Genomic DNA, 12,388 nt, shown 5'->3' on the forward strand with positions numbered 1-12,388 from the left:
GTATTTGTTTTCTCTATCATACTTGTTTGTTAACAGCATCTCTAACTCCTCCCGCTTCCATCCAAGCATTTAATTTACTGAGTTGAAAGCGAAGTGCTGGTTTTCGTGAACTTAATGATCCGAGTCGAGATGCTGGTAATGTACCTTCACGTACCATAACGTAGATCGTATAAGAAGAAATATTCAGGTATTTGGCTGCTTCGTTAACAGTTAACCACTTTTCAATCGTAGGCTCGCTTCTTGTCTTCATCCTTTCTACTAATCTTGCTATCAACATTTTTACCAGCCTATCATCCTCTAATAGTTGCTGAACTATTACTTCGAGAATGTCTACGGATTTGTTCATTTCAACTCACCTTGTAATTTTAATTAACTGACCTTATCCGCATTTTTGAGGATAATGGACAATCTGTTATTTCAGGTCGAGCAAAACGGAATAGGTCGCTAGGAAGTGCCCAAGCGTTTGTTGTTGAGCTGGCTCTCGCTGACAGAGTGTTCTGTGAGAAACTCAAGGGCTACATGATTGGTGGAGGAAAGCATTTCGTATATTTGGCTGACTACATGGACAGGTATTAACAAAACAACCCGTCTCCTTAAAACAGGGACGGGTTAGCTATTTCTTGAATACATTCTGGCATGTCGTTTTTCGGACTGCCAACCATTGCTGGAACAGGGTAGGTTTTCATCTTTTCGTGATCATATGGTGTTAGCAACGATTGTAACAAGTCAGCATCGAACTTCTCACGATCTAACCATATTCCCTCGACTTCTTGTCTCAGTATCACAGGCATCCGGTCATGAATTGGCCCTACAATCTCGTTTGGACGTGTTGTGATGATCGAACTTCTCGCCTGCTGAATTCATCCAGGTATCAAACAAGCCCGCAAACGAAAAAGGCTCTCCGTTTTTCATCATGATTCGCATCGGTTGTTTACCTGACTCGCACTGCTGCCACTCATAAAATCCATCTGCTGGTACAATGCATCGTTTCCTCTCAAACAAGCGGCGAAAGGCTGGCTTTTCAGTGAGCGTCTCAGCGCGTGCTTTTAACCTATATACTTAAGATTATGTTAAAGACTCTATACTAAAACATTGACGCTTTAAAGTGGTAGTTCATATAAGGAGGCTTGAAGGATTAATAAGTGTACAGAGATATAAGTTTTAGACTGGCATTGTTGATCAAAACAGTTTTTTCATTGCTAAATCAGCTGCCTTCGTAAAATTAGTTTTCTACAACCCTTGTTAAAAGAGTCAGAGGCAGTCCAGGACACGAAAATGACGTGCATTTATTATAATCAAAGATCCCATCTTAAACTGCGCACATTCATACGAGGTTCAAGATGTTTTTTTATACTCTCAATTATCCCCCCTCCCCCTATCTAACCTAAGAAAACTCTTCATTAATCTGCAAACCTTCATTAATACAAAAGAAGCCGCCAAATTAGCGACTTCCAAGGGAAAGATGTTCGTGTCCTTCGACACCTCGGTTCAGCAAATTCCAAAATTGTTCAACCATGACCGATGGAGGATATGGCATCGAACGGATAATCCACCATTCCAATATACCCACTGTTGCTGAAGTTAAAAATTGTACCGTAATGTCCCTGTTCATTTCCTTATCGAGATTGATTGAATCCAGATATTCACTCAGACTTTCCCCGAACATGGTCTCCATTTGATTTCGAAATACTGTGCTTCCCTTACTCTTCAGCATTATGGAGTAGAAAGAAGCATGTTGCTCCAAATATTCAAAAGTGTGAAGTAATGCGGTTTTGGAAGGGAGATGAACTAGGTGATCTCCAGACATACAATGTCGAAGTAACTGGTTAATTTGAGCTGCTATACATTGCTCGCGCAGATCGTACTTGTCATCGAAATGCAAATACACTGTTCCTCGATTGACATTTGCTTCTACCGCAATTTGATTGATCGTTATGCTCTCGAATTCCTTTTCTGACATCAGCCTCATAAAAGCATCTATAATCGCTTGTCTCGATTTTTGAATACGCCTGGCCATATCCTTCTCCCCTTTATCCCATCCAAAAAATGATCACTTCAAAGCCCTCTGTTGAAAAATCAACAACCGAGCTTGTTTTAACCATTGAACCCCATTTATCGCACTGATACATTCACTATATAAAACATATTTTGGTAATTCAACATATGTTCAAATTAAGAGGAGGTATAATTATGAAACTTACAGGAAACACGATTTTCATTACAGGTGGTGGCTCGGGAACGTGCGTTAGCAGAAGCACTCCACCATCTTGGAAATAAAGTTATTATCTCTGGTCGAAGTAAAGAGCGTTTGGAGGAGACAATCAAAGCGAATCCCGGCATGTCCGCAATGGAATTGAATGTACAAGACCCTGCCAGTATAGAAGGGGCTGCCAAGCAGTTAATCGAAGAATTCCCGGATTTGAATGTCTTGATTAACAACGCAAGCATCATTCAACCCGATGACGCGGCGGGCGTGATTGATGAGGATATTTTGGTTTCGACAGTCGCCACAAACTTGTTAGGTCCGATTCGGTTGACTTCTGCATTAATCGACCATTTGAAGTCCAAAGAAGAAGCCGTTGTCATCAACACGACTTCGATACTTGGATTTGTTCCGTTAGCGGCAACTGCTGTATACTCCGCGACGAAGGCAGCTCTTCATACCTATACGCTGTCCCAAAGATATCTACTTAAAGACACATCGGTAAAAGTAATAGAAATTGTGCCACCATGGGTTCAAAGCAACAACGATGAACCGCGTGCAATGCCACTTGCGTCATTCATTGATGCAACGATAAAGATACTTGGTACGGATACAGACGAAGTTCTAGTCGAAGAAGCGAAAATGTTTCGAAATAACCCTGGCCCGAACGAAGGTGTTTTTGTGACCCAACTTAACGATACGATGAAGTCTGAGCCTCCAAAGTTTCATTAATCCACCTATCATTCAATTTCAAAAATTTAGACGAACATGACTGTGATGTCTCCCATCACAGAAGACTTTAATACAGACCATAGTGAAGCAGATTGCCGTTCAGCAAGGTCAGAAGCATCGAGACATTGAACTGGAATTCGACGAGACCCTACGACAGTGTCTAAAAGCCCCCCCCAGATTGTCCAAGGGAGGGCTTCCGCATTTGTTGAAATGGTTGTTGCTCCATGCAAAAATCTGACGGCAAGTTATCCAACTAACGAGCAGTTATGGTTAAGAAATCACTAGATCAACAACACCAGTATAAATCATTTTTTCATCGGAAAGATGGAGAGGCGTAGAAAACAGTCTATTCTTTCAGCCAGCACCCCTGATCGGCCACCTTCAAGTCGGATAGAATGTCACTACCTTGATGCGCTTATATCTTTTTTCCTGCGGAAGAAGCGCTGATCGATGAAAAAAGCAACGTTCAAGGATAGGATGCCGAGCAAAATTGGTACGCCAAACGCTTCAAAAGAGAAGGTTCTACCTTCTAGCTTCAGATGATCGGTGGCGCGATATTCGAGCCGCTTTGCAGCAAATTTCGCCGTCCCAATATCCTCCTGCTTGGCCAAATCCTCGAATGCAGGATCCATTGCAAACCGATCCATTGCTTCGCGATGTAAGTACAGTAGTTCCGCGCTGTTGCCGCTTTCGTTCCATTGGTTGATATCTTTGGCGGCGGCTGATTCGGCATCGGCACCGACGACAATCATTTTCGCTAGTTTCGGCACGTTTTTTATCTGATAGCGCGCGACTAAGTTCAGGCCATGCTTCGTTACGATCGGTTCGTTTGCACCGGAAACAGTCAACGTCGATGTCGTGCCAGAAGCAGCGTACGTATCGAATGCGGCGGACAAATCTAGTTCATCAACGCCGTTATACAGCAGAACGCCCGCTTTTACTTTGTTCCATTGATAAGCGTTGTTAAGTATGAACGTTATATCGCTGAGCCCGGCAGTGAACGGTTCCATTTGCGGTTTTTTCACGTAATCGTAAGATGGATAGTTCATCTCTACCGCTACTTTCTCCGCCGCCTCCTCACCCAACTGCTGTGAGATGACATATAGTGTAGCGTCAATTCCCGATGTCAGACCCGCAGAAGATATGATATTGCCTTGTGGGACGTAGCGCAGATCTTTCACCCACTGGACTTTCGGATATTGTTTAATGAGTCGGTCGATGTCTCCCCAGTGCGTCGCGGCAGATTTGCCGTTAAGTAAGCCAGTATCAGCCAGGTTTTCTGCCCCATTGCAAATGGAAAGCAATAAAGTCTTGTCGCTTGCGTGCTTCTGAATCCATTCGCGGACAGGCGTATATTTTTTCTCATCTAGAATCGGCATAAACGGTATGACGATAATGTCCGGGCTTTTGCCGAGCATCGCATCCATTTCGTCAAACGAATAATGCGGAACGACATCGAGTCCGCCGGTTAGTGATTTTATTTCACGATCGGGTGCAACGCCGTATACATTGTAAGCTTCCGTCATCGCAAACATCTCGTATGGGACGAGAAAATCGAACACTTCTGTTGATTCATTCGCCAGTAACACTGCCACTGTCGGTTTGTTTGCGTCATATTTCGGTACCTGCACATTCGTCAATGCAGGTGCGGCTTTATCGTAAACCGACATTACCTCATTCATTGTATTGACGAACCCGAGAGTGCCTGCACCTCCTACTACGGCAACAAAAACGATGAGATAAATACTGATTCGCCATACAGTTTTCACATGCTTACTCTCCCTCAGGCTAAATTTCTTACCCATAAAATGTAACAAACCAATATATACTTAGCATCAGTCTGTAGCCCGATTACGGGGCTGGCCTAATGTAGGAACCACCTATGGACCCAGGTCTCTTTCCTTTTCTAAACGTGACTCGATAGGGCTACTAGAGTTTCATGAACAGAGTGACATACCACTAAAGAACTTTCTTCAGATTTGGCTGGATGAGTACAAAAAAGACACTATCCGTAAAAACACTTATCTACTGCACCAAAGGAATATTCAGAAACACTTTCTTCCCTATTTTGATAACATCATGCTTCAAGACGTAAAGCCAATAATGTATCAAAAATTTTTAAATCAACTTACTGATAAAAACTATAGTAAACGATCAATCGAGATCGTCCATACCACAATGTTTAATGCTATGGAGAAAGCAGTCACATTAGCTAAAATTGAGAAAAATCCATGCTTAGGAGTTACAATCAAAGGTCAGTCAAAAAATGATGGAATTACGTTCATGGAATCAAGTGACATACCTCGGTTTTTACAGGCAACCCTTCAATATGATTACATCTACTGGATATTCTTCAAAGTGTTAATTGAAACAGGTATGCGAAAAGGTGAAGCAGCTGCTTTAAGGTGGCAAGACATAGACTTTAAAAAATATACGATTAGCATTAATAAGACTCTCGATTCGGAGCAAAAAACAAAACCGAGCTTTTTGGTGATACTAAGACGCTTAACTCCAATAGGACGATCAAAATTAGCCAATCACTAATCAATGATCTCAAACATCACTTATCCTACCAAAACAAAAACAAATTAGGATTCGACGAACTCTACCATCATGATCTAAATCTCGTTTTGTGTAGAAAAGATGGTAATTTCATACCGAAGTCTTCATTGTTTAACTCCTTTTCACGAACGCTAAAGAAAGTAAACATCCCCTCAATGCCTATCCACTCACTACGTCATACTCACTCAGTCTTGCTCATGGAAACTGGAGCGGATATGAAATACATCCAGGTGCGTCTAGGTCATGGCAGCATGCAAATTACCGCAGATGTATATGCCCACATTTCCAAAAAGATTGAAAGTGACAACATGAGAAAATTTGAAGACCATATGCAGAAGATTTATGGGTGATCTGTGGGTGCGTTTGTTGGTGAAATGATTTTTACAGCCGCACCCACAAATTTTTAAAACCCCTCGCACCTACAGGCACAAGGGGTTTCGCTTATTAGTAAGCAGTCATGTATTGCTCGCGCTCCCAGTCGTGAACGCGTGTGCGGAACATATCCTTGGCTTTCGATCAGTTTTAATACTCCCTGGAAAGCGCATAATATCAACAGTTTCACCTACTGTTGTTTCAAACGACATCAAAGCCTTTTCAAATTTTCGTGGGCAAAAAGTGGGCAAAATAGTGGGCAAACACAAATCTCGATATTCTTCAAATTAAGTGCACCTAGGGGTAATCCAAGCTCCTGGGTGGATTTTGCTTTATAATATATGGCCTTTTCTCTCATGCTTGTTTGGTAACAGAATTGCGAACTCCTACCGCTTCTATCACAAAACCGCTTTTTTGGAATAATGGAAAATCTGTTATTTCAGGTCGAGCGAAACGGAATAGGTCGCTAGGAAGTGCCCAAGCGTTTGTTGTTGAGTTGGCACTTGCTGACAGAGTGTTCCGTGAGAAACTCAAGGGCTACATGATTGGTGGAGGAAAGCATTTCGTATATTTGGCTGACTACATGGACAGGTATTAACAAAACAACCCGTCTCCTCAAAACAGGGACGGGTTGTTTTCTAGCCAGCTAAAATAAACTTTTTTTCAGCAAGGATTTTATTTATAGTTTCGTTTTAATGATATCATTGGTTCATTTTCCCAAACGAATCGATGGCTTGGTGTAACATTATTAGAGCCAATACAATATAAGCAAATATTTCTTTTTGGCTCTTATTTTTTTTGAAAATTAACAATGATACGAGCAGTAAAAACAACAAGGTGCATACAACAAATATGATGGCTACAATATTGACTCACCATCCTTTCTCTTTAAGTATTAGCCGATATCCTTCCAAAAATAATTATAATCTAAGAACGATCCGCAGAAAAACTACTTAACTGCGGATCGTTTAACATTAATTAGTATGGAGTAATATCATTTTTTAGTATGTTATATGCAGTTTCTAAATCTTCTCTTCCCGATGTACTGGAATCATAGATTTTATAAGCAAGAACAGCACCTGCTGCCCCTTCAGCAATTAAAGGAAGTATCATTTCCCACGTTACCAAAGCAACACCTATAACTACAGCTAACTCAGCTTGAGCCTCTCTTAAATCGCCCCTAGCATCTTCTACTTTATCACAATACCTTTTAAAATCGCTTACGTTTTCATCATTATAAGAATACTTCGTTAATCGCTTTCCTTTACCCCTTTCCAGATAGTCATCAGCATCAGGTGTTGCAACCAATTTATAATAGCGCTTATTAATTTCGTCGTAAGAGCAAATGTTGTATATCCCACCCGATTGACCATCATATTCTGCCTTTAGTTTCTTTGATGATTTATTCTCGTTGTTACTTTCTTCGTATACAGGAGATTGTAAAAATTTTTCACTTAATTTTTCTCCATTAATAAAATACTTTCCATCGCTTGTGATTTCCAGTTCAAATGTTTTCTCACTCTTGATTGAATCGCGATCGTCAATATATTTCTCTTCTACTTGTTTAGTGATTGTAACCTTCTTTGTATCATTTTCATCAACTTCTACTTTTCTAAAAACATTTATGACTTCTTCACCGATGACTTCGCCATCTTCTCCAAAGATATCTTTTGTTTCTGAGAAAAAGTGATTGAGCTCTTCACTTTGTTCCGACAATAGTTTTGTATTATGACTTGCAGCCTGAGCACCTCCAGAATAAGTAAATACTAGAGAAGCTACCAATATTACTGACAATATTCTTTTCATGCTTTTAAATTACCTCCTCAATTTGTATATTTTTACCATAACATGTAATTATTTTACATTTTGTCGCTAATTGTCGATACTTTAAAATTTATATTTTCTAAATATTCAACCTGGACCCATTGGTATCCTCGGCAACTAAATGTCACCGTACCGAGATGTAGAAGCAACCAAATCAATGTCGAAAAATTGCCCAAAAGTTTGAAGCAGACTGAAGAAGAAGCTGGCTTGAACTTTTCGCAATTCCTCCAGACATCTATAAAAAGTCAGATTGATATCCGTTAAACACAGGAACACGGGTCATCATAGAGCAAATAAAAAAACAACCTGCCTTTGATTCTAACTGCATTTGAAGTAAAGGACTTCATCACCTGGTATAATGGCCGTGCAGACAGACGTGGCAAAGAAACATACATGTTTTTAATAAGGGGCCATTACTTATAGATAAGATTATGTATCTTTCAGTAAGATTCAATCCTTTAAGGTGATGGAATATACCAAATAACACGACGAGGCACCTCCTATAAACCAGGAAGGTGCCTCTTTTTTATAGATTAGCAATCTCTTCGATACATTCTGGTATGTCGTTTTTCAGGCTATTAATCACAGATACCACAAACGATTGTTCCCCAAATACTTACATTCCCTCTATTTTTCTAGTAAAATGAGGATATCTTGAGGAAAGGGTGTTTTCATGAATAAGACTGAACTGGTTACAAAAGTCGCTGAAACCTCCGAATTAACTAAGAAAGATGCTACAAAAGCGGTAGATGCTATATTAGATGCTATTGCAGATGCGCTAAAAGAAGGGGACAAAGTATCCCTTATTGGATTCGGCAATTTTGAAGTGAGGGAGCGAGCTGCTCGAAAGGGTCGTAATCCTCAAACTGGAGAAGAAATTGAAATCGCTGCGAGTAAGATGCCTGCGTTTAAACCAGGTAAAGAACTAAAGGATTCAGTAAAATAATCTATACATACAAAAAACGCCCCGATTATTCGAGGCGTTTTCCTTTTTTTAAGTAATAGTTGTCAATCAAGGTAATTCCGCGTTATGCCGAAGGTACCCCATATAGCATCACCGATATAATTGTATCAATACCTAGAGAGACATGCGCTGGTAATTACTCGTAACTCACCTTCATGATGTCCAGAAAGGGGATTTTCCGTATTGTTTCGTTTTCCTCCACATGAACTAGCCTTGTACGCGAGTCAAGAACTGTGATCCGCCCTCGGACTTTCTCAGGCATACCCCAAACAGTCAACGCTCTTTCATCGCCATCATCTTTCGCTTCAACGAGCTGATTTCCCAATTCTTCTAATTCAAATTCATCTCGAGTCGGTCTTTTTGGTGTGGTTGACTTTGCCATCTATTGAACCTCCTAGCTCCTAACGTCGATAATCGTATCCATTGGTATCCATTGAACATCTTCATCTGTAAGCAGCTTTACCTTTCTAATATTCGTATCTATCCACTCAACTTTTCCCCACATCCTACAAGTAGTTCCGATGCTATTCTTCTTGCGTTTCCACCAAGTAATCGCAACAGCATAATTTTCTCGTCCGGCGTCTCTGAGTTGGTAATGAAACGATTCAAGTTCATCCTGCTCAAGTATAGGCATGGGTACGAGTTTATCGTCTTCCTTCATCTGTAAATACATCGTCCGTTGATCTGGTAGCAAAAAACGCATCGAAAAAGGATTTTCTATCTTAGAGGCCATTTCAATACACCGTTCCTTTCCCAAGTTTCGAACACTTCCATCTGATCGGGCTCAGACCTATGCCACTCAATGTATTCCTCTTTCGTGAGAGCATCGAGTATTGTCATGATTCCGCCTCTATCACGACCTGTCTTGATGCATAGTTCATCTACAGTTGGCGTCCTTCTTCGTCCTGCCGAATAGTTGCCGATCACTCTTAATACCTTCCGCTCGATGTCAGACAAGGCCAAAGTAACCACCCCGAAGAAACAAGAACGTTTGTTTGTATTATATGCGAACAAAACGGGAACACGCAAGTAACTTAAAACTCATCTATATGTTTAGCTAGACATGTACTAATGAAAACCCGTTTCCTTTTAATGTGGAGGCGGGTTGTTTACCACTACGTTTTTGCCTTCCGATATCCTGCAGCCTGTGCTTCCGCTTCTGTACAGAACAATTCAATGTTTGCAGTAGTTTTTTCGTAGGACATCCCGCCGAGAACATGGTAAGTGGGCCTTGTGAAAGGCTGATCGTCTTGGGAAGTCTCCTGGATTCGAGTCTCAGTTGGCCACAGCTTCTACGATCAAAACGTAGCAACCGGTATCGATGACGCGATTAAACCGTAAATCAGCCCCAGCCAGCAATCGGCGGAATTCCTCTTCCGTACGTTCTCGACCTCTTCGTAGATCGCCATTCAAAGGACATCCATTAATTTACTTGTATGAGGCGTATCTCCAGGAGGGAGAACTGGGTCCATGATGAGCACCCGACCGCCAGGAGCCGTCGCCTCCCAACAACTTCGCAAGATTTGAGTTGCCTGCTCGTCGGGCCAGTTATGCATGATGTACTTAAGCACATAGAAGGAAATTGGATACTTATGTTAAAGTTATAGAGAAGATGGTGACATTATTTTAGGGGGTACAACTATGATTGGAATATTAGCAGGAATGGGTCCAAAATCTACTGGGCCATTTGTAGATAAAGTAGTAGACCAGTGCCAAAAGATATATGGAGCAATAAATGACATTGATTTCCCTCACATGATGATTTATTCATGTCCAACGCCTTTCTACATTGATAAACCTCTCAACCATACGGACATGGAAATGGCAATTATTAATGGGGCTCGCAGACTTGAAAAAACAGATGTTGATTTTATTGCCATCCCATGTAATACGGCACATATCTATTTTAACCAAATAAACAACTCAGTTTCAGTTCCCATATTAAACATGATTGATGAAACAATAAGGGAAATACCAAAAAACTCAAAAAAGGTAGCTCTTTTAGCCACCAATCCAACGGTTCAGTCTGGAATATTTCAAGATGCTTTAGTGAGAGAAGGTTATGATTTTTTACATCAAGATCGTTGGCAAACCTGCGTGAATCAAATAATAGCAAAGATTAAACAAGGTCAAATCGATGAGTCCCTTCTATTATGGGATGAATTCTATTCAGAATTAGCTGAAACGATTGATACCGCTATCATTGCATGTACAGATTTAAATGTTGTTACAGATAAAAAATCCAATGATATTTCCTTTATTGATTCATCAACTTGTCTCGCTCAAGCCGTTGTACATAAATATTTATCATTAATGGACAGAGGTTAATCTTTCCTATTAGATGAAAGTTTTTAGTTCATGGTCTCCGTTCGGCCCTAAATCAAACCACTGTGGGAACACAAATGAAGTAGCCATAACAGGAATAGCCGGTAATCCTTAGCGTACAGGATACCGGCCCTTTTTTGATCAAACGGGGCTTAGTCCGCATTTTGTTGGCGGTACCCCTTGCAGAAGCATTTTATCTGTTGCTCGGTCAAGTAGCGTAAAGACTAACCACGGCAATTCCTCCAGAACGCCTTTCGGATTGTCTATTAGCCTCTGTTTCCATTTGTCAGGATCGTTTAGCAATCCTTTTGCAGCAGGGCTGTCAATTGCCTTCAAGCCTGCTTCGCGCTCCCATTCCTCCAGCTTTAATTCTGGTTGTTCTTTATCCACAGAGTTGCCAGACTTATCGACATCATACTGGTGAAGGTTATACGTTTCGATCAAGTTGATCAGTTTCTGTGGATAGATCGGATCAGTCGCATACCCGCCTTCTTTGATCTTCTGGCAGGCTATCTTGTAATCAGCCCCGAGGACGCCATGGTATCGAGTAGGTTTGTCCCTTGTACCGTTCAGGATAAGGGCTGAGTGATCGGCAATCGATTCGGCCCAGTTATTGTATTTCCGGAATTCCGCGCTTGTTTTAATTGGGGTCGATCCTACATACTCCGTAGTCGGCATGTTAACACTGCCCGCGGTGCCGGTTCCTTTGATACCAAACAGGTTGTTGGCATTGATGGTTAATCCACTTTTTCCCCAATTGCTTTCAAAGATCGCCTGGGCAATGGTCAGCGAGGCTGGTACCCGTGTCTTTTTCATATCGGCAACAGCTGCAGGCGCGATTTTTGCGATAAACTCTTGCTGGGTCATTATTGATCACCTTCCCTTTTCACAAATGTCTGCTTCCAAAGCTGGTGCCCCAGTGTTGCGATCCCAGCAGCAAGAATACCCTGAATCGTTGCTTGAACACTAATGGCTCCCATAAACTCCCCAGGCTAGTCCAACGCCGCTTACGGTCAGAAGCCATGGAATCAGCCAGTCAGCTACCCTCGGTGTTTTCTTTAGAATCACGCCAATAAACAGGAGCGCGACTACAACAATCAATACTTCGCGCTTCTGATCAAGGCGGATATCATCTACCCCACGTTTAATAAACTCGATATCCGCCCGTTGAAGGGCGTCAGCGCTCGCCTGCTGTGCGATATCCTGATTGATTGCCCTTGAACGCCCTGCCCACCCAAGCAGGATTCCACTGATTGCGGCTGCTACCGTGATGAAAGGTGTCCATGTTGCAAAGTCCATACCTGCATCCTCCTAACCCCCTGGGGCAAAAGATAAGGAGCCGCAATTAGCAGCTCCCCATGAAAATAGCTATGCGATTTTTAAGAGATGGTTGGATTTAACCAGAT

16 protein-coding genes and 3 pseudogenes are annotated in these 12,388 nt (G+C 41.6%); 6 read left to right on the forward strand and 13 right to left on the reverse strand.

Annotated elements, in window-relative coordinates:
- Window positions 1-16: 16 nt before the first annotated feature.
- From HP570_RS01850 to HP570_RS01865, 3 genes and pseudogenes are all read right to left on the reverse strand, one after another.
- Window positions 17-346: a helix-turn-helix domain-containing protein gene (locus tag HP570_RS01850; RefSeq protein ID WP_173624736.1), complete on the reverse strand. Its 330-nt coding sequence runs from the start codon at window positions 344-346 to the stop codon at window positions 17-19.
- A 247-nt stretch (window positions 347-593) separates the two neighbouring features.
- Window positions 594-1,002: pseudogene (locus tag HP570_RS29990) on the reverse strand (SOS response-associated peptidase).
- A gap of 439 nt (window positions 1,003-1,441) precedes the next feature.
- On the reverse strand, window positions 1,442-2,017 hold the full coding sequence (locus tag HP570_RS01865) for a TetR/AcrR family transcriptional regulator (protein WP_173624738.1): 576 nt from the start codon (window positions 2,015-2,017) through the stop codon (window positions 1,442-1,444).
- Between the two features lie 173 nt (window positions 2,018-2,190).
- On the opposite strand from HP570_RS01865, the pseudogene HP570_RS01870 reads away from it, so the two are divergent.
- A pseudogene (locus HP570_RS01870) lies at window positions 2,191-2,935 on the forward strand (SDR family oxidoreductase).
- Between the two features lie 401 nt (window positions 2,936-3,336).
- On the opposite strand, the gene HP570_RS01875 reads toward HP570_RS01870, so the two are convergent.
- On the reverse strand, window positions 3,337-4,704 hold the full coding sequence (locus tag HP570_RS01875; RefSeq protein ID WP_173624739.1) for a DJ-1/PfpI family protein: 1,368 nt from the start codon (window positions 4,702-4,704) through the stop codon (window positions 3,337-3,339).
- A 238-nt stretch (window positions 4,705-4,942) separates the two neighbouring features.
- Between HP570_RS01875 and HP570_RS29900 the strand changes: the two are divergent.
- The 3 genes and pseudogenes from HP570_RS29900 to HP570_RS29910 all read left to right on the forward strand — a co-directional run.
- A pseudogene (locus HP570_RS29900) lies at window positions 4,943-5,005 on the forward strand (hypothetical protein); the annotation flags it as partial.
- A 9-nt stretch (window positions 5,006-5,014) separates the two neighbouring features.
- Window positions 5,015-5,479, forward strand: a complete 465-nt coding sequence (locus HP570_RS29905) for a tyrosine-type recombinase/integrase (protein WP_309139173.1) — start codon at window positions 5,015-5,017, stop codon at window positions 5,477-5,479.
- Window positions 5,479-5,847 (forward strand): tyrosine-type recombinase/integrase, encoded by a 369-nt coding sequence (locus tag HP570_RS29910; protein WP_309139183.1) that lies wholly within the window; start codon window positions 5,479-5,481, stop codon window positions 5,845-5,847. Before HP570_RS29905 ends, HP570_RS29910 begins: the two co-directional genes overlap by 1 nt.
- 1,000 nt (window positions 5,848-6,847) lie before the next feature.
- Here the strand turns inward: HP570_RS29910 and HP570_RS01885 are convergent.
- A complete protein-coding gene (locus tag HP570_RS01885) occupies window positions 6,848-7,675 on the reverse strand; it encodes a hypothetical protein (RefSeq protein ID WP_173624740.1) in 828 nt (275 codons plus the stop codon).
- A 691-nt stretch (window positions 7,676-8,366) separates the two neighbouring features.
- Here HP570_RS01885 and HP570_RS01890 point away from each other — a divergent pair.
- A complete protein-coding gene (locus HP570_RS01890) occupies window positions 8,367-8,639 on the forward strand; it encodes an HU family DNA-binding protein (RefSeq protein ID WP_173606781.1) in 273 nt (90 codons plus the stop codon).
- Window positions 8,640-8,793: 154 nt separating this feature from the next.
- On the opposite strand, the gene HP570_RS01895 is transcribed toward HP570_RS01890, so the two are convergent.
- The 5 genes from HP570_RS01895 to HP570_RS29995 form a co-directional block, all read right to left on the reverse strand.
- On the reverse strand, window positions 8,794-9,039 hold the full coding sequence (locus HP570_RS01895) for a YolD-like family protein (RefSeq protein ID WP_173624741.1): 246 nt from the start codon (window positions 9,037-9,039) through the stop codon (window positions 8,794-8,796).
- A 12-nt stretch (window positions 9,040-9,051) separates the two neighbouring features.
- Window positions 9,052-9,414: a YolD-like family protein gene (locus tag HP570_RS01900; RefSeq protein WP_254494982.1), complete on the reverse strand. Its 363-nt coding sequence runs from the start codon at window positions 9,412-9,414 to the stop codon at window positions 9,052-9,054.
- A gap of 358 nt (window positions 9,415-9,772) precedes the next feature.
- Window positions 9,773-9,946, reverse strand: coding sequence for a sunset domain-containing protein (locus tag HP570_RS30095; RefSeq protein ID WP_441299787.1), 174 nt, complete (start codon window positions 9,944-9,946; stop codon window positions 9,773-9,775).
- Window positions 9,933-10,070 (reverse strand): hypothetical protein, encoded by a 138-nt coding sequence (locus HP570_RS01905; protein ID WP_173624742.1) that lies wholly within the window; start codon window positions 10,068-10,070, stop codon window positions 9,933-9,935. Before HP570_RS01905 ends, HP570_RS30095 begins: the two co-directional genes overlap by 14 nt.
- Complete coding sequence (locus tag HP570_RS29995) at window positions 10,067-10,228, reverse strand: methyltransferase (protein WP_353618583.1); 162 nt, start codon at window positions 10,226-10,228, stop codon at window positions 10,067-10,069. Before HP570_RS29995 ends, HP570_RS01905 begins: the two co-directional genes overlap by 4 nt.
- A 70-nt stretch (window positions 10,229-10,298) precedes the next feature.
- Between HP570_RS29995 and HP570_RS01915 the strand changes: the two genes are divergently transcribed.
- Window positions 10,299-10,985, forward strand: coding sequence for an aspartate/glutamate racemase family protein (locus HP570_RS01915; RefSeq protein WP_064202658.1), 687 nt, complete (start codon window positions 10,299-10,301; stop codon window positions 10,983-10,985).
- 138 nt (window positions 10,986-11,123) lie between these two features.
- Here HP570_RS01915 and HP570_RS01920 read toward each other — a convergent pair whose 3' ends face one another.
- The 3 genes from HP570_RS01920 to HP570_RS29435 are packed head-to-tail and all read right to left on the reverse strand — an operon-like array spanning window position 11,124 to window position 12,281.
- A complete protein-coding gene (locus HP570_RS01920) occupies window positions 11,124-11,849 on the reverse strand; it encodes a glycoside hydrolase family 73 protein (RefSeq protein WP_173624743.1) in 726 nt (241 codons plus the stop codon).
- Complete coding sequence (locus HP570_RS30100; protein WP_309139174.1) at window positions 11,849-11,962, reverse strand: phage holin family protein; 114 nt, start codon at window positions 11,960-11,962, stop codon at window positions 11,849-11,851. The genes HP570_RS01920 and HP570_RS30100 overlap by 1 nt, the downstream gene beginning before the upstream one ends.
- On the reverse strand, window positions 11,949-12,281 hold the full coding sequence (locus tag HP570_RS29435) for a phage holin family protein (RefSeq protein WP_254494984.1): 333 nt from the start codon (window positions 12,279-12,281) through the stop codon (window positions 11,949-11,951). Before HP570_RS29435 ends, HP570_RS30100 begins: the two co-directional genes overlap by 14 nt.
- Window positions 12,282-12,388: the final 107 nt, after the last annotated feature.

Origin of the sequence: Brevibacillus sp. RS1.1 (assembly GCF_013284365.1) — a bacterium.
GTDB lineage: Bacteria > Bacillota > Bacilli > Brevibacillales > Brevibacillaceae > Brevibacillus > Brevibacillus brevis_D.